Below are 23,321 nucleotides of genomic sequence, written 5' to 3' on the forward strand. Positions count from 1 at the left end.
ACGGCTAGTATAAATCAGGATGGTACCGCGTGAAAACGTTCCTGTTGGGGATGTTTTTTTTATATTCAGGAGGAAGAAACAATGAAACAACTAACAAGTCAACAAATACGGACAATGTTCTTGGAATTCTTTGAATCAAAGAACCATATGATTGAACCAGGGGCTCCCCTTGTTCCAATTAATGATGATACATTGCTATGGATTAACTCAGGTGTTGCAGCTTTAAAGCGCTACTTTGACGGTTCTGTAAAACCACAAAATCCGCGTATTACAAATATTCAAAAGTCCCTACGTACAAATGATATTGATAATGTAGGTCGTACTGCTCGTCACCATACATTCTTTGAAATGATGGGTAATTTTTCTATTGGAGATTATTTCAAAAAAGAAGCAATTGCATATGCATACGAATTCTTATTTTCTGACCAATGGTTAGGACTCGATGTTAATAAAGCATACTTTAGTGTACATACACTTGACGATGATGCATTCAACTATTGGGTAAATGATCACGGTGTAGATCCTGCCCGAATCTTACGTACCGATGATAACTATTGGATGATTGGAAATGGTCCAAGTGGTCCGAATAGTGAAATTTTCTATGATCGTGGTGAAAAATATGATCCCGAAAACATCGGTGAAAGACTCTTTTTCGAAGATTTAGAAAATGATCGTTATGTCGAGGTATGGAATGTTGTGTTCTCTCAATTTGATGCTGTAGAAGGTCAACCCATTGAGACGTTCAAAGAATTACCACAGAAAAACATTGATACTGGAATGGGGTTTGAACGACTTGTAAGTATTGTTCAAGAAACAGATACTAACTTTGAAACAGATCTTTTCCAACCATTATTATTAGCAATTTCGAATTTGACAGATATAAAATACGAAGAGAATGTGATGGCATATCGCGTCGTTGCGGATCATATTCGTTCATTAGTCTTTACACTTGCTGATGGCGCACTGTTCTCAAATGAAGGACGCGGATATGTTCTTCGACGTCTTTTACGTCGTGCAGTTCGTTTCGGTAAGGTTCTCAATATTGAAGGTTTATTCTTAAGTGAATTGGTTGATGTTGTAGTAGATACCATGAAACCGGCATATCCATATCTAACAGATCGTCAAGAGATGATTAAAGAATTGATTCTTAATGAAGAAAAACGTTTTGCAAAAACATTAAGTGGTGGTGAAAAATTATTATTGGATACAATTGAACATCTCGAAGATGACAAATTACCAGGTACTGTTGCTTTTAAACTCTACGATACCTATGGATTTCCAATTGAATTAACACAAGAAATTGCTCAGGAACACCACATTGAAGTTGATTTAGAAGGATTTAAAGTGAGTCTAGAAGCACAACGTGAACTCGCACGCTCAAGTCGAACAAAATCTGAATCAATGGGATCTCAACAAGAAGATATCATGAATTTCAAAGAACCAAGTGAATTCTTGTATGACGCTCTTGAAACGCAGGCTAAAGTGATCGGATTGTTTGTTGATGGAAAACAAGTGACATCTTTCGAAGGGAAAGGTCATGTTATCTTTGATAAGACAGTGTTTTACGCTGAAAGTGGTGGCCAAGTTGCTGACACTGGAGTGCTTGCTTCAGATACTGTTCACGGTCATGTATTGGATGTTAAACGTGCTAACGGAGGGCAAAACCTTCATTTTGTGAATATTGAAGGAACACTTGAAGTTGGGCAGATTCTAACTTTAAAGGTAGACCGAGAACGTCGCATTTTAATTCGTAAGAACCACTCTGCAGTTCACTTGTTGCAAGCTGCGTTGCGTGAGATTGTTGGAGACCACGTTACACAAGCGGGATCTTATGTCGATGATCAATACTTCCGTTTTGATTTTACACATTTTGACAAACTTACAGATGCGCAGCATAAACAAATTGAAGATCAACTCAATGCATGGATTGCTGCATCCCTCCCAATCATTACGGAAGAAAAACCACTCGATGAAGCTAAGGCAATGGGAGCGATGGCACTTTTCTCAGAAAACTACGGTGATGTTGTTCGTGTTGTTTCAATGGGCGATGTTTCAATAGAACTATGTGGAGGAACTCATGCAACAGGAACCGGAGAAATCGGTTTATTCAAACTCATTTCTGAAGAAAGTGTGGGCTCAGGAGTTCGTCGTATAACAGGTAAAACAAGTAAAGGTGCCTTGGAAGCATATCAAGCTTATGAACATGAAGTCGCTGATTTACGCGATACCTTGCACCTTACACCGCAAAAAACATTAAAAATGAGAATCGATGAAATGGTTGATGAAATGAAAGACCTTGAAGGAAAATACGCAGCGATGATTTCAGAAATTATTGCAGTTCAAGCACAAAATCACATTGCGAATGCACTAAGCAACGAAGCCGGACTATCCTTCTCGTGGATTGAATTAGATGATCAAGATGTTGACTTCGTAAAAGATATGGTCGAACGCGTTCGAAACAGTGTTGATATTGTTGTTGCAGTAAACAAGAAAGAATCATCACTCGTATTTGTTGCTGGATCAAGCGAAAATGCAATTAAAGCAGGGTTTAAGGCTGGTGATTTAGCAAAACTTGCAGCTGTCACAACTGGCGGAAACGGTGGCGGTCGTCCAAACTTCGCACAAGCGGGTGGTAAAGATTTAAGCAAACTCAGTGATGCGAAAGGCGAAATCTACAATAAAGTAGGGATTATCCTTTAATTTTTCACAGTGATACGATAAAATAGAAACAAAGGATGTGATACAAATGTCTAAAGATAATGTAGCAGAAACAATGGCTTATAATTCTGAAGTAGTTCGTCAAGCAAGAATTAAAGAAATTGTTAAGGAAGTAAAAGAGGCTCTTGACGACCGCGGCTATCAAGCTGTCAGTCAGATATCTGGTTATTTAATCTCAAATGATCCCGCTTATATTTCTTCACACAAAAACGCACGAAATACGATTCAAGAAGTTGAACGTTATGAAATCATTGAAGAACTAGTGCGTTTCTATCTCGAGGAGAAGTAATGCTCGGAAAAGCATTAGGATTAGATTTCGGTTCTAAAACATGTGGGGTTGCAATGTCGGATGCGTTAGGAATGTATGCGCACCCAGTTGCAACACTCTATTATAAAGAGTCTATAGACGAACTTAAGGCTCCGCTAGAAGAACTAATTACAAAAGAACGCATAAAAAATATTGCCCTAGGTTATCCCAAAATGATGAACAATGATGTTGGAGACCGCGCGCAATTATCAGAAGATTTTAAAAACACATTAGAAACTTGGTTTAATGTTAAGGTTACGCTTGTGGATGAACGTCTCACGAGTGTTGCGGCAAACCGCGTCCTTATTGACCAAGACATGTCACGTAAAAAAAGAAAACAAGTAGTCGATCAGTTGGCTGCAGTTCAAATTCTGCAATCGTACCTCGATAGACAACGATTCCTGGAGGGAAAATAAAATGAATACAGATGAAAAAACAATCATCGTCATCAATGATGACGGTACCGAACAAGCAATGGATATCCTTTTCACATTTGAAGATGATACATTCAACAAATCATACGTCCTTTACATCAATCCTGAAGATGAGTCAGGTGAAGTATTCGTATCTAGTTATACACCAGAGGGTGAATTAGAAAGCATTACTGATGAAAAAGAATGGGAAATGATCGAAGAAGTATTCAACGCATTTATCATTAAGCATGAAGAAGGACACGATCATGATCACGATCACGATCACGACCACGATCATCATCACGATCATGACCATGACCATGATCACAGTCATGAACACTAGGTCAAAAACAGCAATTAAAGTAATAGCAGCCGTTGTAAGTTTACTTGTAGCGGCTGGTGTTATGTTTGCTGTTCTCTACAACATAAATACCAAACCTGTGGCATCATCCACTGATCCAGTATTATTCCAAATAAAAGAAGGAGAATTTCAAAAAGAAGTTCTCAGTAATTTAGAGGAGCAAGGAATCATCAAATCATCATTCTTTGCGAATATTCAAGCGAAAGTGTCCGGTTATGGCGATACATTCCAAGGAAACTTTGAACTTGATAAAGCATGGAGTACTAAAGAAATTCTCGAATACCTAAGCGACGAAACCAATGCTGCACCAGACGAAGTAAACATTATGCTCGTTGAAGGTAGTTGGGCGAAAGATATGGCAAAGAAAATTTCGCAACATACTACAGCGTCTCAAGAAAAATTACTTGAACTATGGAATGATAAAGAATACATTGCACGATTAATGGAATACTATGACGTACTACCTGTAGAATTATTGAACAATAAAGATGCGCGTGTTCTATTAGAAGGATATTTGTATCCAAATACATATACATTTAATATCGAAGCGAGTGAAAAAGAAATAACAGAATTACTCGTCGCAAATGCAGATCTTCAATATCAAAAATATAAAGACCGCATCGAGAAAACTGGACTCACACCATATCAACTCACAACACTTGCATCGATTGTTGAATACGAAGCAAGTACTGAAGAAGATATGCGAATGGTCGCGGGTGTCTTCATGAACCGTTTGAAACAAGATATTAAATTAGAATCAAGTGTTACCGTATGTTATGCGCTTTACGATTTTAAAAATTGGGAAGATTGTGAATCAGAACAACCAGACTCACCTTACAACACATACTTGAATCAAGGATTGCCACCTGGACCAATTCTAAATCCATCAATCAAAGCAATTGAAGCAACATTAGATTATGCTGAGCATGATTATATCTTCTTTATCGCAGATGTTCATGGAGATGGAAAAGTACATTACCAAAAAACATATGAAGAACATGAAGTCGTTCGTAAGGAACTACTTGGATATTAGGAGGAAATATGGACCCAATTGTCATCGGAATTGCCGGAGGAAGTGCTTCTGGAAAGTCTAGTATCGCAAAGAAATTAAAAGAATGTTACAAAGAAACTAATAGCGTCGCAATCATCCGTATGGACGATTATTATAATGATCAAACTGATGTTCCTATGGAACAACGTTTGAATACTAATTATGATCATCCGTTCGCATTTGATATGGAATTGCTTGTTAGTGATATTCAAAAATTAAAAAATAGAGAAGCAATTAAAAAACCTGTGTATGATTTTATGAATCATACCCGCAGTCAATTTTATGAGGACTTAATGCCAAGCGACGTTATTGTTGTTGAAGGTCTTATGACATTAGACAATGATAGCCTGCGTGAAATGCTAGACATCAAAGTGTTTGTTGATACAGAAGCAGATGTTCGTTTCATTAGACGTCTGAAGCGTGACGTAAATCAACGTGGCCGTGAAATGGATCACGTCATTGAGCAGTATGTAAGTACAGTTCGTGTAATGCATGATCAATTTGTTGAGCCATCAAAACGCCATGCAGATATTATTATCCCAGAGGGAGCTCATAATACTGTGGCTATTGATTTGTTAACAACCAAAATAAGTAGTATCATAAATAGTAGTGTGTTATAATTCAAAAACAAGGAGTGATAATATGACAGAAAGAATTCCAGTAACTCAGGAAGGTCTTGATGAGCTGAATCGCGAACTTCGTCATTTAATTGAAGTAGAACGACCAGAAGTAATTGAAGACTTAAAAGCAGCACGTGCACAAGGTGACTTGTCCGAAAATGCTGACTATGATGCAGCACGTGACCGTCAGGCACGCGTTGAAGCGCGCGTACGCGAGCTTGAAGCAACAATTTCAAAAGTTGAAATTATTGATACATCAAGTAAGAAAAAACACAAAACGGTGAGCCTTGGTGCCACAGTAACAATTTTGGATATGGGTATTGACGAAGAAGAGACATTTAATATCGTTGGATCTGTTGAAGCCGATCCAGAAAATGGTAAAATCTCCAACGTTTCACCACTTGCTCAAGCAATGCTTGAAGCAGTAGAAGGTGATATCGTTGAAGTCAATGTTGAAGAACCTTACCAAGTTAAAATTTTAAAAATTAAATAATTAGGATATGTTGCATTACATACGCACTTAGAAATAGGTGATAGTATGCAACGTATTCTTTTTTTTATAGTTTTAGGTGCAGTCGTTGGGACAGGTGTTTGGAATATTTTAGATATAAAGCGAATGCAATCAGTAAGTCATGAAGAGATACAGGTAACTGTGATTTATAACGAAAATGCTTTTCCTATTAAAATGGAACCATATGCGACGATGCGCGAATTACTTACTAAGGTAGAACTAGGCAACGATGTTGACCTCCAAAAGATTAATCCGGAAAGAATTCTGAGTCATCGAGATGTCATTTCTATACCAGTGAAACAGCAACAAGCTTTAATTTCAATTAATCATGGGGATGCAAAAGACTTAGAGTCATTACCAGGCGTCGGCCCTAAAATGGCTTTAGACATCATTGACTATCGTACTCAGTTTGGATTTTTTCAAACGCTCGAATCGTTAAAATCGGTAAAGGGAATGGGGGCTAAGAAATTCGAGAAACTTCTTCCTTTTATCGGATTGTAACATACTCGCTCGTTATATTATGTGTCTTTGAGGGTGAAGTAACACTACAAGTAATGTTATCTATCCTTATGGTGATGCCGATGTATCGATGCTATTCTTATCGAACATTGTTTTTTATAGCGATTATTTTAGTTTTCTGCTTATCTCGAAATCGCCTACCCGTTACTACATATGTTGTTGGCCATGTTGAACGCATCCAGCCACATTCAATAATTATCTATGACAACTACCAAGGTTATCGAGTAAACGGGTCTTACGATGTCAGTATTGGGGACACAGTTCAAGTTGATGGTAATTTTGAAACAATACCCATAACTTCTGAGCGTGTTGTTTATAGTGTTAGTAATGCGAAATTGATTAAAACTGAAACTTCTATGGGTATACGGTCGTGGATATGGAATCGTGTTAAGCATTCTTCTATTTTGCAACATGTCCTCTATGGTATCGGCAGTGATGTGCACGATTGGCGCGTATTGGTCTCGGTACACATATCAGGTTTTCTACTACTTGTTTACACTTTTTTTCGAAGGTGGATTGGAACATATCGAGCATTGCTGATGAATCAAGTTTTGAGCTGTGTAATTGTTTTAGCTTTTGGTTTTCGTTTATCCACAGCGCGACTTGTACTGAAGTCATTCTTACCAATACACGCTCAAATTATTTTGATCTTAACATTGTTTCCAAATAGTCTGTTAACCCCGACATTTATAATGTGTTATGGAGTAGAGCTTATACATGGGTTTGGAAGACATTGGGAACGACTTTCGCCGACGCTTGTGCGCTTCATGTTCTATCAGGCTCTATTTTATCGCAACAATATAATTGAACACTTATGCTTTCGGTGGATTCGTTATATCTATGGCCTCGTTTATGCTTTTGCCATTCTTGCACTTTTATGTCCGGGAATCGAGAATATTGCTCTTTCACTCATGAATGCAATTGAATCAAACTTGAATAGTGCGTTTACAAATCGTTTTGCTATTGTTGGTGAGTTGCATGGAATGCTTGCTATTGGCTTGATACTTTTATATCGACAAATGAGTCATAAACAATTCTGTTATACGTTGCTTCTTGTTTCTATTTTCATTGTTTACAATCCATTTTATCGCGTTACGTTTATTGATGTCGGGCAAGGGGATGCCACTTTAGTCCAGTACCCCTTTAACAGTTACACGACGCTAATTGATACTGGAAAAGCGTCGGCTAAATATAAATTGCTTAAAGCATTAACGCGTCAGGGTGTCGTTAAGGTTAATCAACTTGTCATCACGCATCCGGATAATGATCACAATGGGAATCAGGAATTCATAGAGCAGAGGTTCCATCTTAAAGCAATAACACACAAAACAGAACCAGTGGTTTTAGCAGATACTATCTTAGATAAACAATCATTTCCGGAAGGTAACGAAAATTCTCGAATTTTGGTTTTGCCGTACAACGTCTTAATTACGGGTGATGCCTATCAATCACAAGAAGAGATTATTGCTAAAAATCATCTGGTTGGCTGCTTGAGTGTATTAAAATTGGGTCATCACGGCTCAAAAACCTCAACATCGGATATATTACTAGATGCAACACGACCGAAATACGTAGTAATTAGTTCGAAGAAATCAACATATGGGCATCCGCATCAGCAAGTGTTAAGAAAGCTACATAATCGACGTATCCCTTACTTGCATACAGAAACACATGGGGATATAACAATCTATATCAATTCTATTTTTCATGTAGTACTTACAAAGAAACATACATTTGATATAATAGAACCGGTGATAAAATGTTAGATGTAATCTACGGTACTGACCGATTTCAAATTCAGGAACACATAAAACGTATTGAAAATGAACATCGTGGGCAGCACGGTGATTTTGATCTTGTTAAAATTGATATGGCTTCAAAAGAGTTTCACATCGATCAGCTCGAAGAAGCAGTAATGACGTTCTCGCTCTTTGGCGGTAACAAACTTGTTGTTTTTTCACATCGTGATAAAGAGCAGAAAAAAGCTCCGGAAGCAGAGCTCATACAGCTTTTGGAACGATCCTCACTAGAAGTCAGAATTGTCATAATTTTTGATAAAAAACCACTTGCTAAAACAAAAATAAAGAAATTCTTAGATAAGCATGCGCAGAACCATGTTCTTGACACTGTCGATGTTGGACTTATCAATCAACGTATCCGAGATGCCATTAAAGCTCAAAATATTCAAATTCAAGAAGCGGCAATCCAATTGTTGGTACAACGAATTGAGAATGACCTCGTTCAGCTTGAATCAGAGCTAAATAAGCTTAGCGTGTTGGGGCGCCCCATCACAAAAGAAGACGTTAATGTTTTAGTGTCTCGCCCTTTTGAGAGCGAGATGTTTAAATTATCCAATGCAATCTTAGATCGTAATGTTTCGGAAGCGTTTGCGCTATATCAAGATTTCCTCGAATTAAAAATGGATCCACTATCGCTCATTGGTCTCATAGCATTCAGTCTTCGACGCATTTATCAAGTTAGCGCACTCTATGAAGCACATTTAATGGCAAACACGATTAGTGAGATTTTAGAAATATCTTCGAAACAAGCAGCCTTCCTAATTAGAAATCAAATACGCGATTCACGAAGTGTTTTAATGTTACTTAATATGCTTGCGGAAATAGACCAAAACGTTAAGTTAGGAAAGATTGACCAATACATCGCATTTGAACTTTTTCTCTTGCAAATAAAAAAATAAAAAGCCGATACACGGCTTTTGTTTTTTATAGATACTATAAATTAGATAGTATTAATGAGTTTAGCAAGTGTCGACTTTTGACGACTTACGTAGTTTGGATGATGGATATTACTTGTAATTGATTTATCAAGTAATTCGTTTGCACGGTTGAAATATGCAACCGCATCGTCTTTACGACCCTCTTCAACAGCAAGACGAAGATTTGACATTGTAGTACGTAATGACGACTTTTGACGTTTGTTAGCTGCTGTAGCTTTACGTGTCGTCAACACTCGTTTCTTTTGACTTTCAATTTGTGGCATAAACACACCTCCTATGTGGATTAATCATAACATTTTTTGAAACATAGAAAGTGATAATCCATTGAAAGATATAACTTTTAACTTAGCCGTAAAGCATGCTATAATAGCCCTAGGATGTGATAAAATGCGAGTAATATTTATGGGGACGACCCCTTTTTCATGTGTAGTGCTTCAACAACTACTTGATGACAACTATGATGTTGTCGCTGTTGTGACACAACCCGATCGCCCATTCGGACGAAAACGTGAGCTCAAAGCTTCACCAATCAAAGAATTAGCAATCGCAAATAACATTGATGTTTTACAACCTGAACGTATACGAAGTGATTTTCAAGCTGTTTTAGATTATGAACCAGATTTAATCATAACCTGTGCTTATGGTCAAATTGTACCAAAGGTTATTCTGGATTATCCAAAATATAAATGTCTGAATGTGCATGCGTCATTACTGCCTAAATACCGAGGTGGTGCGCCGATACATTGGTCGATTATTCGAGGGGAAGAAGAGACTGGTGTAACACTTATGCTTATGGATGTTGGAATGGATAGTGGTGATATGTTAACATCACGGGCTGTTCCAATTGGGGCAGATGATACAATGGGTCATGTTGAGGCAAAACTGATGGAAGTATCGAAAGATTTAATTCACATCGACTTGAAGCGTTATCTTGATGGCGAGCTTAAGTTTATCCCTCAAGATACAGACCGTGTTACCTTAGCGTACACGATTCAACGTGATGATGAGTTCGTCAGTTTTAACAGACCGGTACAAGATGTTTATAACCATATCCGCGGGCTAATTCCGTGGCCTGTTGGTTATGGGGTATTTGAAGGAAACACTGTAAAATTTCACGAAGTTAGTGTTGAATACAACACACCGAATGCTGACCCAGGAACGATTCTTGAGGTAAGTGATGGTGGTGTTCGTATTGCCTGCATTGATGGAAGTGTCGTTATTCATAAAATTCAACCGGCAGGGAAACCTGCAATTTCAGCAAAGGATTTTGCGAACGGCATTGGCCGTACATGGAAAGGTAGAACATTTGAATGAACGAAAAATATGAAATCAAAAGAACCCAACTCTTAACACTAATTGCGCTTACGACAGCAGTGATTACAACAACTACGATGATTGTTAAAATCCCAGTCCCACTATACGGATATATGAACCTGGGTGATGCAATGATTATGTTGTCAGTTATTTTGCTTCCAGTTCGTGGTGCCTTATTTGCTGCTGGAGTTGGATCTGCAATTGCTGATATCTTTTTAGGATATCCACAATATGCATTGTTCACATTATTCATTAAAGCGTTTGAAGTGGTGATTATTTTACTACTAAAACGATTCCTAACCACAAAGAAATACGCAGTTCCTTTTTTTGCCGCGGGTCTAGCGATGGCTTTATCATATGGAATTGTGGATGCAGTTATTTATCAAAGCCTCGAAGCAGGCATAGCTTCACTAACAATGAACATTCCTCAAGGGCTGATTTCAGCAGGCTTGGCGACGGTTCTATATCCAAAGTTTAGTAAACTAATTGGGCATATAAGGAGTCTCGATTCATGAATCAAAAAAACATAAGAAACTTCTCAATTATTGCGCATATCGACCATGGGAAATCAACTCTGGCGGACCGTATTTTAGAGAAAACACAAACTGTTGCGACACGCGACATGCAAGAACAATTGCTTGACCAACTCGATTTAGAGCGTGAGCGTGGAATAACGATTAAATTAAACTCAGTTCAACTGAGCTATACTGCGAATGATGGGGAAGAGTACATTTTCCACCTGATTGATACGCCTGGTCACGTCGACTTTACATATGAAGTTTCGCGATCACTTGCTGCGTGTGAGGGTGCAATTCTTGTAGTTGATGCAACACAAGGTATTCAAGCTCAAACACTAGCGAATGCATATCTTGCAATTGAAAATGATTTGGAAATTATGGTCGTTATCAATAAAGTCGATCTACCTTCTGCAGACCCAGATCGTGTAAAAAAAGAAATTGAAGATGTCTTAGGTATTGATGCAAGTGATGCTCCATTAATTTCAGCGAAGACAGGTTTAAACATTGACCAAGTATTGGAAGCAATTGTTTCCAAAATTCCAGCACCACGTGGTGACATCAATGCACCGCTCAAAGCTTTAGTATTTGATTCAATTTATGATACATACCGTGGAGTTATTGCGTATGTTCGAATCGAAGAAGGCAGCGTTAAAGTAGGTGATGAAATTCGTTTTATGCAAACAGGTGCCGTCTTTGAAGTGACCGAATTAGGAATTAGAACACCAAAAGAAGTGAAGAAAAAAGAACTTGTAACTGGGGAAGTAGGATGGATTGGAGCATCAATCAAATCGATTAAGGACGTTCAAGTTGGTGATACGATAACACTTGACGAGAATCCAGCTGCTGAAGCACTACCAGGATACCGTAAGTTAAACCCAATGGTTTATTGTGGTTTGTATCCAATCGATAGTAAACGTTACACAGATATGCGTGAAGCACTTGAAAAAATGGCTCTTAACGATTCATCGTTGGTTTTTGAACCGGAGACATCTCAAGCGTTAGGATTTGGTTTCCGATGTGGTTTCCTTGGTCTATTGCATATGGATGTAATTCAAGAGCGTTTAGAACGCGAATATCAATTTGATTTAATTGCTACCGCGCCATCAGTAGAATTCCATGTCTACTTAACAAATGGGGATATGATGAAAATCGAAAACCCGTCCAAAATGCCAATCTCAAACGTGATTGAACGTGTTGAGGAACCATATGTGAAAGCAGAAATTATTGTGCCATCGGAATATGTTGGTTCAGTTATGGAATTATGCCAAAATAAACGTGGAATTTATGTCGATATGCAAGCACTAGATGCGACACGTATGAATATTATCTATCATATGCCGCTTGTTGAAATTGTTTTTGATTTCTTTGATCGCCTAAAATCTTCAACCCGAGGATATGCATCGTTCGATTATGTATTCATTGGATATCAAGAATCAAAACTTGTAAAAATGGATATCTTACTTAATGGCGAAATTGTGGATGCTTTATCCACAATTGTTCACCGTGATTTTGCCCATAACCGCGGTAAGGTTATTACAGAAAAACTGAAACAACTTATCCCAAGACAACAATTTGAAGTGCCTATTCAAGCGGCAATCAATCAAAAAATTATTGCACGCTCAACCATAAAAGCTGTTCGTAAGAACGTTATTGCTAAATGTTATGGTGGGGACATCACTCGTAAGAAGAAACTTCTTGAAAAACAAAAAGAAGGTAAGAAACGCATGAAGCAAGTCGGTAGTGTTGAAATTCCACAAGAAGCCTTTATGTCTGTTCTCTCAATGGATGATGAATAAAGTTCTCAAAGACATTCAAAAAATGCGCGAGCACTTTGGATGGGATCAGACCGATACGATTCCGTTTATGGTCGATTGCATACTTGAAGAAGGGCAAGAACTCAAAGACAGTCTTCAAGAATCCGAAGCGGCATTTGAAAAAGAACTTGCGGATGTCCTCATGTACGCATTATCGATTTGCATTGATAAGCAACTTGATGTCGAAACAATAATTAATGAAAAAATCAAAGAGGTGATGCAACGTGAGTATTAAAGCATTGTATGTACATATTCCGTTCTGTGATCATATATGCGGATACTGTGATTTTACGCGCTTTAAGTATGGTCGTAAAATTTCCGATAATTTTATGATTCGTTTAATTCAACAAATTAATGCGCTACCCAATAACTTAGAAACAATCTATGTTGGCGGGGGTACCCCGACATCGTTAGAGAACGATCAGCTTGAAGCATTGCTTCAAGCGCTGAAACCGCATCTAGCTGAAAACTATGAGTGGACTTTTGAAGGAAATCCAGAGAACTTAACTCTTGAAAATGTGCAGATGTTGTATGACTACGGTGTTAACAGGATGAGTTTAGGTGTTCAGACCACAAATGATACATTGCTAGAAGCGATTGGCCGACACCACAAATTTTATGATGTCGAAAAAGGCCTCAAGTTGTTACGTCAAGTTGGAATTCAAAATGTTTCATTGGATTTGATGTATGGACTACCAGGACAAACAATTGAAAGTTTTAAGGAATCGATGATGGATGTCATTGCCTTGAATCCCGATCATGTGTCAATCTACGCGTTAACAGTTGAACCAAATTCACTATTTGGGCGTCGCGGCGTCAAACAGGTGCCTATCGAACTCGAAACAGAAATGTTTCTTCTATGTATGGAAATCATGAAAGAGGCAGGCTTTGAACAGTATGAAATTTCTAACTTTGCGAAGCCGGGTGCTCGTAGCCGCCACAATCAAGTCTATTGGCGTTACGAGGATTTCTATGCACTCGGCCCGGGTTCAAGTATGAAAGTTGACGGTTACCGTCGTACGTGGTCAGTTCGTCTTGCTGAATATCTGCAAAAAGATGCATATAAAGAGGAAATTTCGCTTTCACGTGAAGATGAGTATTTTGAGTTTATGATGATGGGATTACGAATGCGCGATGGCGTTACCTTCGCTCGATTTGAATCGCGTTTTGGTATCTCGATGTTTGATATCTTTAAAGAGGCGATAGCTCAAGGAGTGTCAGAATCACTACTCACTGTTGAAGCTGACCGAATTGTTACCACAGATAATGGATTCATCATGCTTGACGATGTGCTGTTGCCATTCATGGATATTCTTAACGACTAACCTCAGTTCATTTCTAAATAAAAAAAAGTAGACATGTCTAAGACATATCTACTTTTTTAATGTTTAGGAACTATTTTAAATCTTTAAGATAGTAATCAATGATTGCTTGTGTTCCAAAATTATCATACCCATTTCGAGAAAGAATTTCATAGATTTCTGTAATTCCTTCGGTAATAGGGAGTCGTAAATCACCTTTCTCAGACATCACAAGCTTAAGGTCTTTCAAAAAGTGTTTAACATAAAAGCCAGGCTCGAAATCTTTAACAATCATTTTCGGACCATTGTTTGCCCCTTGCCACGAGTTTGCAGATCCACCGGTGATAACTTGTAGCATTGCATCAAGATTCAACCCTTTCATTTCTGCATAGCGTAATGACTCAGCGGCACCGCCAATAGCACCTGCAATCGCAACTTGGTTAGCAAGTTTAGCGTGTTGACCACTACCGGCAGGACCCATATATGTAATTGTTTTACCCATGATATCGAGTAATGGTTTAATCGTATCAAAGACGTCTTGGTCCGCACCAACCATAATCGAGAGGGTCGCATTGATTGCACCTAAATCTCCACCTGTTACCGGAGCATCCACAACTTTAAATCCTCGTGTCGCACCTTCTTCATACAATGCTTGTGCGAGTGAAGGGGATGATGTGGTCATATCGACAAGAATTGATTGTGGGTTCGCATGATTCATCACTTCGTGTATCACAGCGTCGACATCGGTTGGATATCCAACGATTGAAAAAATAACATCAGCATCGCGAACTACTGCCTCAATCGTTTCGTGTGCTGTCACTTCGGGTTCTAAACGTTTAGCCTTTTCAAAAGTTCTATTGTAAACATGAACATCGTGTCCTGCTTTCGCAAGGTGTTTCGCCATCGGCGCACCCATAACACCTGTTCCAATCCAAGCAATTTTCATAACAATTACCTCCTGTTAATATTATAGCATTGATTTATGGTACCATTACAACATAGAATAAAGATAAAGACATTGAAAGGGGTACCTATGAAAAAAGTGAGATTGAAAGATTTAGCGCAAATGGCAGGTGTATCGGAAACGACGGTATCACTTGTTTTAAACGGTAGACCATCACGAATCTCGCAAGCAAAACGCGATGAAATTGAAGCACTTGCAGAGTTGCACCATTACCGTGCAAACCACCTTGCACGTTCTTTATCAACACAGACCACCCACACCATTGGTTTGATTGTTCCAGATATAGAGAACCCATTCTTTGCGACCGTAGCCAAAGTCATTACAAATACGTTATCAAAAGAAGGTTACATGGTTCTAATTGCGAATAGTGATGAATCGTTAGAAGCTGATAAACGGCTCATTAAGGAACTTTTGGATCGGCAGGTTGATGGGTTAATTCTATGTGTATCCAATGAGAGTAATGCCTCACAAGCTTTCTATGAGAAAGTTATTCAGAAGATTGATGTGCCCTATGTATTATTGGACCGTGGCTATCAAAATGTTGATGAGAATCAAGTTCTCTTTGATAGTTATTACGGAAGTTACATTGCGACACAATATCTTATCGAAAAGGGTCATACTGGGATTGCGTGTATTACAGGTAAATTGGATACATTTGTTGGAAAACGCCGCTTAGAAGGCTATACTGCGGCAATGGCGGATGCAAATCTTCACGTTGATGAAGCGATGATTTTTGAAGGGGACTTTCGATATAAAAGTGCCCAAGTTCACGTTCCTCAAATAATTGCTAACGAGATGATAACAGCAGTTTTTGCATCCAATGATATTATGGCGTATGCGCTCGTTTCAGAGCTCTTGAAACAACAAGATCGTGATATCGAAGTTGTTGGCTATGATAATCTTGAACTCTCGAATATGTTTGGTTATGTGATTGCATCCGTCGCTCAAGATGTAGAGGCGTTGGGATCGCATGCTGTAAGCATTTTATTTGAAGGAATAAAAAATAAAAAAAAGCTTCCGAACGTAGTTCTCAAGCCGTATTTGCACAAAGTCTAAAAGAACCTCAGGTTCTTTTTTTATGAAATCATTTGACAGCGTTTACATTTCGATGTATTATGGTGGCGTAAGAAAGGTAAAGCGCTTTATCATGAAATATAAAATTGTTGACAACAGTTTAACACCCCAGATTTATCAAGCATTACATACAGATGCAAATTTTATGGATTACGATGTTAAAGATATTGAAACTGCTTTAGCACATGATTTGTATGATGTTGTTGTCTACGATGAATATGACGAAGCAATCGGTTGTGCACGTGTCATTGGTGACAGTCGTATTGTCTTTTTCCTCAAAGATGTCATTGTCCGAAAGGATTATCAACGCAATGGTGTTGGTAAGATACTTGTGGATTATGCACTCAAGTATATCAGTACAGTTGCCTGTGATAATGCTTATATCGGTTTAATGTCAACCCGAGGGATGGAAAGCTTTTACAAGAAGTTTGGGTTTATTGAACGACCCAATGATGGTTTAGGAAGTGGAATGGTGATGTATTATGAGCAAAAGTAAAGTATTTGTGTTAGGCAGTATCAACACAGACTTAATGATCTCCGCAGATCGTCTACCACATCAAGGCGAAACAATGAACGGCCATGGTTTCGTACAAACACTTGGTGGAAAAGGTGGGAATCAAGCAGTTGGTGTATCCCGCTTGGGAACATCGACACATCTAATTGGTAATGTGGGTAATGATAGTTTTGGAAATCATGCTATTTCTGAAATGAATCGATATGGTGTCCACGTTGCGGGAATTCATGTGAATGATGAAGTACCAACAGGAACTGCAGTTATTATCCGTGTTGATAATGATAACCGAATTATTCTTGATGCTGGTGCGAATGAAGTCGTGACATCATCGCAAATTGATAAATATGTAAAGGGTGGCACGGACGATTACTTCTTAGCGCAGTTTGAAGTTCCGTTGGAACATGTGGCGTATGGCTTGGAAATTTCAAAAAAACAAGGCATGACGACCATTGTTAATCCTGCACCAGCAGTCGCAGTCGCTGATGCAATTTATCAAAATATTGATTATTTAGTTTTGAACCAAACTGAAACAGAAATATTGGCGGGGATTTTCCCAAACAATGTTCGTGATGTGGAGCAAGCAGCGGCAATCTTCTTTGAAAAAGGGGTCCATGCAGTTGTCGTCACAATGGGTTCAGAAGGAAGTGTCTATTGTGATCAACAAAAAACGGTCGAAGCTGCACCGTTCAAAGTTGAAGTCGTAGATACGACAGGAGCGGGCGATGCGTTCATCGGTACGATGCTCTATGGTTTGACACAAAACATTGAAATTGAAAGGACGCTAAAACTCGCGAGTGCTGCAGGAGCGCTTGCTTGTACGAAGGTTGGAGCACAAGCTTCAATGCCTCGTTTAAGTGATCTAGAAGCATTTATGAAAGCGCAAGAGGAGGAATAGTGCTATGAATAAACGTAAAGTTATAATTGATACTGATCCTGGGATTGATGATGCAGTTGCAATTGCGATTGCCTTGTTTGATGAGACGTTGGATGTATCATTAATTACAACAGTTGCTGGTAATGTTTCAATTGAAAAAACAACGAACAACTTATTGAAGCTTTTATGTTTTTATAAAAAACCAATCCCCGTTGCGATTGGTGCAGGACGTCCATTACTTCGCGAACCGCGTGATGCTAGTGGTGTTCATGGCGCAAGCGGAATGGATGGATATGACTTCCCAGAACCACAACACGATCTTGTTTTAGATAAATCGGCAGTAGAAGCAATGTATGAAACATTGATGGCCAACGACAAGACCGTATTACTCCCAATTGGTCCACTTACAAATATTGCAATGCTAATTCGTGAATACCCACAGGTCATTGATCGCATTGATGAAATTGTATTAATGGGTGGTTCTATGGGACGTGGTAACTTTGGAGTTTATTCAGAATTCAATATCGCAGTTGACCCTGAAGCCGCTAAAATTGTATTTGAAAGTGGCATCAAATTAACTATGGTCGGATTAGATGTTGGTTTAAAAGCACTTGTTTATCCTGAAGATTCTGAAGTCATCAAAGATATGAACCCAATTGGTCACATGTTCTACAGTTTGTTTAAACAGTACCGTGGTGGATCATTTGGAACAGGTTTAAAAATGTATGATGCATGTGCAGTAGCATACCTATTAAAACCAGAATTATTTGAAACTGTCACAACGCATGTTGCAATTGAGACAGTAGGGGAAATGACAGCGGGTGCGACACTTGTCGACCTTCGTGGTTATCTAGGAAAAGAAGCAAATGCAACTGTAACGTCAGATGTAGATGCTGATGCATTCAAAACATGGTTTATGGATGCAATTCGTAAATGTAACATAGAACAATAGGAGAAAGACTATGAATACTACATTAATGTTTATTGTAGGAGCATTAGCAGTTGTTGCTGTTGTATATATGCTTCTCAAGAAAATGGATATTAAAATTACACTATTTGCTGTTGGAATTATCTTAATGGTAATTGCAATCTTAAATGGTAATGCAATTATTAAAGAACCTGTAAACGTAATGGTTGATCCGATTTTATCGATTATTGATCAGTTCAAGAAACAACTTTCTGGTGCTGGACTCGTAATTTTACTATTAGGTGGCTATACAGCCTACATGAGTAAAATTGGTGCGAATGAAGTAACGGTTAATACGCTAACAAAACCATTATCAATTGTTAAGTCACCATATGTACTCGTACCAGTAGTTTTCTTGTTAGGTAACTTACTATCACTTGTTATTCCAAGTGCATCAAACTTAGCAATTATATTGCTCGCTACACTTTATCCAGTACTTCGACGTTCTGGAATGTCAACACTCACTGCCGCTGCAGTAATTGCAACAACCGCAACTGTTATGCCAACACCTTTAGGTGCAGATAACGTCGCTATTGCAGCTGAATTGGGTATGCCAGTTGCTGAGTATGTCTTTAACTATCATGCAATCATTTCTGTACCAACGATTCTTGTAATGGCTTTAGTACATGCATTATGGCAAAAATACTGTGACAAAAAAGTTACAGAATCTGCAGATATGGATTTAGAACTTGAAGATGTGAAAGAAATTACAGGTGGCGCACTTTACAAAACAGTCTACACATTACTTCCTTTACTTCCAATTGTAATCTTATTGGGTGTCTTTGGATATAATGCAATGGCAGGTGCTTCCTTAAATCTATCAGTTGAAGTTGTTACAATCATGAGTTTCATGATTGCTGTATTCTGTGAAATTGTCCGTCATCGTAACGGTCAAGAAGTTCTTAAAACAACCGAGTCATTCTTCTCAGGTATGGGAAATGCAATGGGAATTGTCGTCTTACTTGTTGCTGCATCAACATTTGTTGATGGATTAAAAGCAATAGGACTTATTACAGAACTTCAAACAATCATGTCAACAACGACAGCTTCTGGATTTGTCTTACCATTAATTCTCGTAGCCTTTACAGCGCTTATCGTCTTGTTAAGTGGTAGTGGAACTGCATTGTTCTACGCTATGGTTCCATTGATGGTCCCACTGGCTGTTGCAGCAGGAATCAGTCCATATGCAGTTACAGTTCCAATGGGACTTGCTGGAAACTTACTTCGTGCAGTCTCACCAGTTTCAGCCGTTATCGTTATTGTAGCTGGAACGGTCAAACAAGATCCATTTGAAATTGTAAAACGTACATCAGTCCCAATGATCGTTGGTGTTGTCTTTATGTTCGTTTTATCAATGATTATCTTCCTATAAGAATTCCAAAACTCCAAGACGTCATCCTTGGAGTTTTTTTTATTGAATTGGCGTATAATGGGAGAAAGGGGATTAATTATGAAACAAACGATAGACGCTTTTTGGGATAATTTTCTCAAAGAAACAAAATTAGAGAATGTGCAACTTCATGATGCGTGGGCATTTGGGGATAGTGCTTCACTTGCGGATGATTTAGCATCGTTGACAGTAAAGGGTATTAAAACAGCAACTGCGAGTGCGTACATTGAGTATGTGTTGGATCATGAAGCATTGCCCCAAGTATCGGATCATGCTTTAGATATCATTCTTGATGGTCAAGGACAACCAGTTGCGGTTATACGGGTTACAAAAGTATATGTCGTTCCATTTTTAGATGTTACGCCTGAACATGCCTATAAAGAAGGTGAGGCGGATCGCAGCTTGGATAGTTGGCGAAAGATTCACCATCAATATTGGCAGCGAACATTTGAAGCACGAGGGCTTGCTATTGAAATTGACCAAATTGATGTTGTCTGCGAAGAATTTGAAGTGGTTTGGCATCCGCAAGAGACCTAAACGGTCTCTTTTTTGTCGCCTTTTGCAGCGATACACAGGCAAATAAATTGAAGCAATACGCTGAAACTCGTATACTTGAACATAGATTAGAGGTAACCGTATGTACGAATTTCCAGATTTACCAATACTAACACAAAGTATTAATATTAGCCGTTTTGAAGATGAACACGTCGATGTCACAGTTGAAGCTAAAAAACTAGATGAACTATTTCAATCGGCCGAAGCATTTACGGCCATTCCTAAATGGGAAGCAACGCATATCTATCAACTCAAAGGAAATGATATTCCGCAAACAAATCAACTTTACTTTATTGTCCGAGATCCACGCATTCATGATGATGACTTCGGGTATATAATGTATAAAGATGAAGAATTGTATGAAATGGTTTACTACCGTGTTGATGCAGAACGCCTTCGCCATATACTCACTGACTTACCCCTTTAGACTGCCAAAAGCAGTTTTTTTTGTAACGAAATATGACGGCAAGACCTTGATTCTGTGCTATGCTTAATAGAGAAGGTGAGGAGGATTCTTATATGGGGAAAAAGGATTCTAAAAAATACTTTGCAGTACTCATCGCCATTGTGTTAATCGGCGAAATCATTGCGTACTTGGTCCCGTCTAATTTGTACGTCTTTGTGACGGTGCTAACTCTTTCGTTCGCACTATTTATCATTGCGACAAATATTACCAATACCAAACAGGCGCGGGTTGGCGTTGGTTTACTCATTGCTGCTTCGTTTTTTGATTTGATGAACATAGTATCAGGAAATATGTATGTAAGCAGTCAAGCAATTGTGGGTACACCTGATGTTACGCGTGCATCGTCATTTTTATTGATTTTTATTGCGATAGCCATTCTTAAAGCAGTTGGGGTTGTGTTGCTTGCAGCACTGATATTACAAGATTGATTGTGTAAAAATGATTGGAGCGAAACATGAAATCTAAAAAGGGAATTATTATTTGTATCGTAAGTATTATTGTGGTTCTTGGGGTAGTTGTAGGTGGACGGTATTTAAAAGAAAAGTCTGAGCCACTCAATATTGTTTTCAATGAGAATATTGTTCTCGAATTTGATATAAATAATACAAAACCAGAATTTAGTGATTTTAAGAATGCGATTATCGATACTAAGCAATCGCATTATGATCGCATTATTTCGATTACGGGAATTGATGTGACGACGGTTACAGAATTCCGTGTCACAAATGAGTCAAAACAGGTAATTGATGCAAATCAGGATTTCATGATGCATACGAACGATAATGTACTAAGAATTAAGAAAAGAAACGAGTATCCTGAAAGCATTGCGAAATATGACATCACGAATTTCTATGGGCGTCACATGCGTATAAGCGACAGTGGTGCACTTTTTGACCGCTACTCTAATGCGAGCTATGAAATGATTAATGCGATGATGTCAAAAAATAACGACAAAGAATTGCCACTCGTAGCAACATTAGTGGCTGAAAAAAATGGCGAGCGCCAATCCTATTTATTCAGTTATCATGTAAGGGATTCGAAACCACCCATCATTACGGGACCATCATCAATTAAATTGGAACCTGGTGAGACCTTGGACTTAGCATCATATTTTACTGCGGAAGATGCAATTGAAGGTGAAAAACGAATCGCATTTAAAATTATTAATTCAGATCCTACGACAGGTATCACACATTATCTTGCCGAAACGCGTGACTTAAATAACAACGCGGCGACTCACACCTTTACAGTTGAACAAGCACTTAATCAGGTAAGTGAAGGTTCAAAACATGAAAATTTGGTATTCAATGATCGAATAATTATACCAGCAGTCGGACCTTTAGGCGTTGGTCGTATTATCGATTTAAAAGCATCTAACCTAGATCCTGCGGATGTGAGCATCGCCTACGAGACACGAAATAATGAAATTACATTGTTTTCCAAAGACCCCGCTTTGAATGTTGATACGTTACGGTATGACTCTTTTGACGATTGTACCAATACGGTGCTTGAAGTCAATAAATCCATCGAATCATCACATTACAGTTATCTGTGTGGACAATTGCGTAATGGTGATGGTGGTGCAACGGTTATAAATGGTGCGGGGATTGTAAATGCATATATCAAGGCTCCCAATACGGATACAATTGTGATCAATATAAAAGGTGTAAAGCATGCCTATGATATCACATACTATCGTTATCACTTTGGATCGTATCAAGACATTGAAACACTTGAAAATCAATAATTAAAGTAAGTATTAAGAAAGTTGGAAATAGTTATGACACACTCGTTTTTGAATATTATGATGGCAATTTATGGTTTGATTTTGGTGGTACTTGCAGGTTTTGCAATAGCGTTAAAACGCCGCGACAATAACTACAAATCAGAAGATAAAGTACGAACCAAAGGAACTGTAGTTAAGTACTCGGTCAATGACTCGAGGGCACCTGTTGTCGAATATACTGTCAATGGTGTTAACTATCGTAAGGCATTAAAATATTCATATGTAAAATCAGTCAGTACGCCATTTCATCGAGTTAACACAGAAGTAAAGACGGATCTACTTGATACAGTATTACGATTACGAGGTAATTCGATGGTATCCGTTAATACGGTGATGCGTGATCATTTTCCAATTGGTTCATCGCTGAATGTGTATTATGATGAAACGCGTCCTCAAGTTGCGTATGTTGAGCGATATGCTCGTTCCTATGTCCCACTGATTTTAACGGTTGCTGCGGTTTTAACGGCAGTTGCGATGCTGATAACGTACTTAGTCTTTGTTTAAACCACAAAAAGTGGAATTTATTGGAGATAATGTTGTCGCAAGG

The 23,321-nt window shown here is 38.4% G+C and carries 27 protein-coding genes; 25 read left to right on the forward strand and 2 right to left on the reverse strand.

Going from position 1 to position 23,321, the window contains the following annotated elements:
- Positions 1–81: 81 nt before the first annotated feature.
- From alaS to holA, 10 genes are read left to right on the forward strand one after another with little or no spacing between them, the layout of a single operon-like run.
- On the forward strand, positions 82–2,700 hold the full coding sequence (alaS, locus tag G7061_RS04810) for an alanine--tRNA ligase (protein ID WP_166119394.1): 2,619 nt from the start codon (positions 82–84) through the stop codon (positions 2,698–2,700).
- Positions 2,701–2,746: 46 nt separating this feature from the next.
- Positions 2,747–3,007 carry an IreB family regulatory phosphoprotein gene (locus G7061_RS04815; protein WP_159638146.1) on the forward strand — a complete coding sequence of 87 codons (261 nt, stop codon included), beginning with the start codon at positions 2,747–2,749 and terminating at the stop codon, positions 3,005–3,007.
- Complete coding sequence (ruvX, locus tag G7061_RS04820) at positions 3,007–3,441, forward strand: Holliday junction resolvase RuvX (protein ID WP_159638148.1); 435 nt, start codon at positions 3,007–3,009, stop codon at positions 3,439–3,441. The genes G7061_RS04815 and ruvX overlap by 1 nt, the downstream gene beginning before the upstream one ends.
- Position 3,442: 1 nt before the next feature.
- A complete protein-coding gene (locus G7061_RS04825; protein ID WP_159640066.1) occupies positions 3,443–3,781 on the forward strand; it encodes a DUF1292 domain-containing protein in 339 nt (112 codons plus the stop codon).
- Positions 3,705–4,832 carry an endolytic transglycosylase MltG gene (gene mltG, locus G7061_RS04830; protein WP_240914428.1) on the forward strand — a complete coding sequence of 376 codons (1,128 nt, stop codon included), beginning with the start codon at positions 3,705–3,707 and terminating at the stop codon, positions 4,830–4,832. Before G7061_RS04825 ends, mltG begins: the two co-directional genes overlap by 77 nt.
- Before the next feature lie 8 nt (positions 4,833–4,840).
- On the forward strand, positions 4,841–5,470 hold the full coding sequence (gene udk, locus G7061_RS04835; protein ID WP_159638154.1) for a uridine kinase: 630 nt from the start codon (positions 4,841–4,843) through the stop codon (positions 5,468–5,470).
- Between the two features lie 22 nt (positions 5,471–5,492).
- Positions 5,493–5,963 carry a transcription elongation factor GreA gene (greA, locus tag G7061_RS04840; protein WP_159638156.1) on the forward strand — a complete coding sequence of 157 codons (471 nt, stop codon included), beginning with the start codon at positions 5,493–5,495 and terminating at the stop codon, positions 5,961–5,963.
- Positions 5,964–6,008: 45 nt separating this feature from the next.
- Complete coding sequence (locus G7061_RS04845; protein WP_166119399.1) at positions 6,009–6,482, forward strand: ComEA family DNA-binding protein; 474 nt, start codon at positions 6,009–6,011, stop codon at positions 6,480–6,482.
- Between the two features lie 53 nt (positions 6,483–6,535).
- Positions 6,536–8,266, forward strand: coding sequence for a ComEC/Rec2 family competence protein (locus tag G7061_RS04850; protein ID WP_166119406.1), 1,731 nt, complete (start codon positions 6,536–6,538; stop codon positions 8,264–8,266).
- Entirely contained in the window at positions 8,260–9,198 is a 939-nt protein-coding gene (gene holA / locus G7061_RS04855) for a DNA polymerase III subunit delta (RefSeq protein WP_166119411.1), read from the forward strand. Before G7061_RS04850 ends, holA begins: the two co-directional genes overlap by 7 nt.
- A gap of 41 nt (positions 9,199–9,239) precedes the next feature.
- Here holA and rpsT read toward each other — a convergent pair whose 3' ends face one another.
- The gene (gene rpsT, locus G7061_RS04860; protein WP_159638164.1) at positions 9,240–9,500 is read right to left on the reverse strand and encodes a 30S ribosomal protein S20; all 261 of its coding nucleotides are present in this window, start codon (positions 9,498–9,500) and stop codon (positions 9,240–9,242) included.
- Positions 9,501–9,624: 124 nt separating this feature from the next.
- On the opposite strand from rpsT, the gene fmt reads away from it, so the two are divergent.
- From fmt to hemW, 5 genes are read left to right on the forward strand one after another with little or no spacing between them, the layout of a single operon-like run.
- The gene (fmt, locus tag G7061_RS04865) at positions 9,625–10,551 is read left to right on the forward strand and encodes a methionyl-tRNA formyltransferase (protein WP_166119417.1); all 927 of its coding nucleotides are present in this window, start codon (positions 9,625–9,627) and stop codon (positions 10,549–10,551) included.
- On the forward strand, positions 10,548–11,066 hold the full coding sequence (locus tag G7061_RS04870; RefSeq protein WP_159640081.1) for an ECF transporter S component: 519 nt from the start codon (positions 10,548–10,550) through the stop codon (positions 11,064–11,066). The genes fmt and G7061_RS04870 overlap by 4 nt, the downstream gene beginning before the upstream one ends.
- Positions 11,063–12,865 (forward strand): translation elongation factor 4, encoded by a 1,803-nt coding sequence (lepA, locus tag G7061_RS04875; RefSeq protein ID WP_159640085.1) that lies wholly within the window; start codon positions 11,063–11,065, stop codon positions 12,863–12,865. Before G7061_RS04870 ends, lepA begins: the two co-directional genes overlap by 4 nt.
- Positions 12,858–13,118: a MazG nucleotide pyrophosphohydrolase domain-containing protein gene (locus tag G7061_RS04880; protein ID WP_236261719.1), complete on the forward strand. Its 261-nt coding sequence runs from the start codon at positions 12,858–12,860 to the stop codon at positions 13,116–13,118. Before lepA ends, G7061_RS04880 begins: the two co-directional genes overlap by 8 nt.
- Positions 13,108–14,208 (forward strand): radical SAM family heme chaperone HemW, encoded by a 1,101-nt coding sequence (gene hemW / locus G7061_RS04885; RefSeq protein WP_159647110.1) that lies wholly within the window; start codon positions 13,108–13,110, stop codon positions 14,206–14,208. Before G7061_RS04880 ends, hemW begins: the two co-directional genes overlap by 11 nt.
- 70 nt (positions 14,209–14,278) lie before the next feature.
- Here hemW and G7061_RS04890 read toward each other — a convergent pair whose 3' ends face one another.
- Positions 14,279–15,130, reverse strand: a complete 852-nt coding sequence (locus G7061_RS04890; protein WP_159647478.1) for an NAD(P)-dependent oxidoreductase — start codon at positions 15,128–15,130, stop codon at positions 14,279–14,281.
- A gap of 87 nt (positions 15,131–15,217) precedes the next feature.
- Between G7061_RS04890 and G7061_RS04895 the strand changes: the two genes are divergently transcribed.
- From G7061_RS04895 to G7061_RS04940, 10 genes are all read left to right on the forward strand, one after another.
- The gene (locus tag G7061_RS04895; protein ID WP_159638178.1) at positions 15,218–16,204 is read left to right on the forward strand and encodes a LacI family DNA-binding transcriptional regulator; all 987 of its coding nucleotides are present in this window, start codon (positions 15,218–15,220) and stop codon (positions 16,202–16,204) included.
- Positions 16,205–16,295: 91 nt separating this feature from the next.
- Positions 16,296–16,718 (forward strand): GNAT family N-acetyltransferase, encoded by a 423-nt coding sequence (locus G7061_RS04900; RefSeq protein WP_159638206.1) that lies wholly within the window; start codon positions 16,296–16,298, stop codon positions 16,716–16,718.
- Positions 16,705–17,631, forward strand: a complete 927-nt coding sequence (locus G7061_RS04905) for a ribokinase (protein WP_166119421.1) — start codon at positions 16,705–16,707, stop codon at positions 17,629–17,631. The genes G7061_RS04900 and G7061_RS04905 overlap by 14 nt, the downstream gene beginning before the upstream one ends.
- A gap of 4 nt (positions 17,632–17,635) precedes the next feature.
- A complete protein-coding gene (rihC, locus tag G7061_RS04910) occupies positions 17,636–18,562 on the forward strand; it encodes a ribonucleoside hydrolase RihC (protein ID WP_166119424.1) in 927 nt (308 codons plus the stop codon).
- Between the two features lie 10 nt (positions 18,563–18,572).
- On the forward strand, positions 18,573–19,949 hold the full coding sequence (dcuC, locus tag G7061_RS04915; RefSeq protein WP_166119429.1) for a C4-dicarboxylate transporter DcuC: 1,377 nt from the start codon (positions 18,573–18,575) through the stop codon (positions 19,947–19,949).
- Positions 19,950–20,027: 78 nt separating this feature from the next.
- Complete coding sequence (locus tag G7061_RS04920) at positions 20,028–20,504, forward strand: ASCH domain-containing protein (RefSeq protein ID WP_159647482.1); 477 nt, start codon at positions 20,028–20,030, stop codon at positions 20,502–20,504.
- A gap of 100 nt (positions 20,505–20,604) precedes the next feature.
- On the forward strand, positions 20,605–20,949 hold the full coding sequence (locus G7061_RS04925; RefSeq protein ID WP_159640106.1) for a hypothetical protein: 345 nt from the start codon (positions 20,605–20,607) through the stop codon (positions 20,947–20,949).
- Between the two features lie 92 nt (positions 20,950–21,041).
- Positions 21,042–21,416, forward strand: coding sequence for a hypothetical protein (locus G7061_RS04930; protein WP_159647486.1), 375 nt, complete (start codon positions 21,042–21,044; stop codon positions 21,414–21,416).
- Positions 21,417–21,442: 26 nt separating this feature from the next.
- Positions 21,443–22,735: a hypothetical protein gene (locus tag G7061_RS04935; RefSeq protein WP_166119432.1), complete on the forward strand. Its 1,293-nt coding sequence runs from the start codon at positions 21,443–21,445 to the stop codon at positions 22,733–22,735.
- Between the two features lie 33 nt (positions 22,736–22,768).
- Positions 22,769–23,278 (forward strand): DUF3592 domain-containing protein, encoded by a 510-nt coding sequence (locus G7061_RS04940; protein WP_159640115.1) that lies wholly within the window; start codon positions 22,769–22,771, stop codon positions 23,276–23,278.
- Positions 23,279–23,321 lie beyond the last annotated feature (43 nt).

It is taken from the genome of Erysipelothrix sp. HDW6B (assembly GCF_011301115.1).
Lineage (GTDB): Bacteria > Bacillota_I > Bacilli_A > Erysipelotrichales > Erysipelotrichaceae > Erysipelothrix > Erysipelothrix anatis.

Excerpts from the sequence above, each read along its gene's own strand:
- udk (WP_159638154.1), top strand. The coding sequence starts at position 4,841 with ATGGACCCAATTGTCATCGGAATTGCCGGAGGAAGTGCTTCTGGAAAG.
- G7061_RS04940 (WP_159640115.1), top strand. The coding sequence starts at position 22,769 with ATGACACACTCGTTTTTGAATATTATGATGGCAATTTATGGTTTGATT.
- G7061_RS04825 (WP_159640066.1), top strand. The coding sequence starts at position 3,443 with ATGAATACAGATGAAAAAACAATCATCGTCATCAATGATGACGGTACC.
- alaS (WP_166119394.1), top strand. The coding sequence starts at position 82 with ATGAAACAACTAACAAGTCAACAAATACGGACAATGTTCTTGGAATTC.
- G7061_RS04935 (WP_166119432.1), top strand. The coding sequence starts at position 21,443 with ATGAAATCTAAAAAGGGAATTATTATTTGTATCGTAAGTATTATTGTG.
- lepA (WP_159640085.1), top strand. The coding sequence starts at position 11,063 with ATGAATCAAAAAAACATAAGAAACTTCTCAATTATTGCGCATATCGAC.
- fmt (WP_166119417.1), top strand. The coding sequence starts at position 9,625 with ATGCGAGTAATATTTATGGGGACGACCCCTTTTTCATGTGTAGTGCTT.
- G7061_RS04890 (WP_159647478.1), bottom strand. The coding sequence starts at position 15,130 with ATGAAAATTGCTTGGATTGGAACAGGTGTTATGGGTGCGCCGATGGCG.
- G7061_RS04930 (WP_159647486.1), top strand. The coding sequence starts at position 21,042 with ATGGGGAAAAAGGATTCTAAAAAATACTTTGCAGTACTCATCGCCATT.
- G7061_RS04900 (WP_159638206.1), top strand. The coding sequence starts at position 16,296 with ATGAAATATAAAATTGTTGACAACAGTTTAACACCCCAGATTTATCAA.
- G7061_RS04905 (WP_166119421.1), top strand. The coding sequence starts at position 16,705 with ATGAGCAAAAGTAAAGTATTTGTGTTAGGCAGTATCAACACAGACTTA.
- dcuC (WP_166119429.1), top strand. The coding sequence starts at position 18,573 with ATGAATACTACATTAATGTTTATTGTAGGAGCATTAGCAGTTGTTGCT.
- G7061_RS04870 (WP_159640081.1), top strand. The coding sequence starts at position 10,548 with ATGAACGAAAAATATGAAATCAAAAGAACCCAACTCTTAACACTAATT.
- mltG (WP_240914428.1), top strand. The coding sequence starts at position 3,705 with ATGATCACGATCACGATCACGACCACGATCATCATCACGATCATGACC.
- G7061_RS04880 (WP_236261719.1), top strand. The coding sequence starts at position 12,858 with ATGAATAAAGTTCTCAAAGACATTCAAAAAATGCGCGAGCACTTTGGA.
- ruvX (WP_159638148.1), top strand. The coding sequence starts at position 3,007 with ATGCTCGGAAAAGCATTAGGATTAGATTTCGGTTCTAAAACATGTGGG.
- rpsT (WP_159638164.1), bottom strand. The coding sequence starts at position 9,500 with ATGCCACAAATTGAAAGTCAAAAGAAACGAGTGTTGACGACACGTAAA.
- G7061_RS04895 (WP_159638178.1), top strand. The coding sequence starts at position 15,218 with ATGAAAAAAGTGAGATTGAAAGATTTAGCGCAAATGGCAGGTGTATCG.
- rihC (WP_166119424.1), top strand. The coding sequence starts at position 17,636 with ATGAATAAACGTAAAGTTATAATTGATACTGATCCTGGGATTGATGAT.
- G7061_RS04850 (WP_166119406.1), top strand. The coding sequence starts at position 6,536 with ATGTTATCTATCCTTATGGTGATGCCGATGTATCGATGCTATTCTTAT.
- G7061_RS04920 (WP_159647482.1), top strand. The coding sequence starts at position 20,028 with ATGAAACAAACGATAGACGCTTTTTGGGATAATTTTCTCAAAGAAACA.
- G7061_RS04845 (WP_166119399.1), top strand. The coding sequence starts at position 6,009 with ATGCAACGTATTCTTTTTTTTATAGTTTTAGGTGCAGTCGTTGGGACA.
- G7061_RS04815 (WP_159638146.1), top strand. The coding sequence starts at position 2,747 with ATGTCTAAAGATAATGTAGCAGAAACAATGGCTTATAATTCTGAAGTA.
- greA (WP_159638156.1), top strand. The coding sequence starts at position 5,493 with ATGACAGAAAGAATTCCAGTAACTCAGGAAGGTCTTGATGAGCTGAAT.
- G7061_RS04925 (WP_159640106.1), top strand. The coding sequence starts at position 20,605 with ATGTACGAATTTCCAGATTTACCAATACTAACACAAAGTATTAATATT.
- holA (WP_166119411.1), top strand. The coding sequence starts at position 8,260 with ATGTTAGATGTAATCTACGGTACTGACCGATTTCAAATTCAGGAACAC.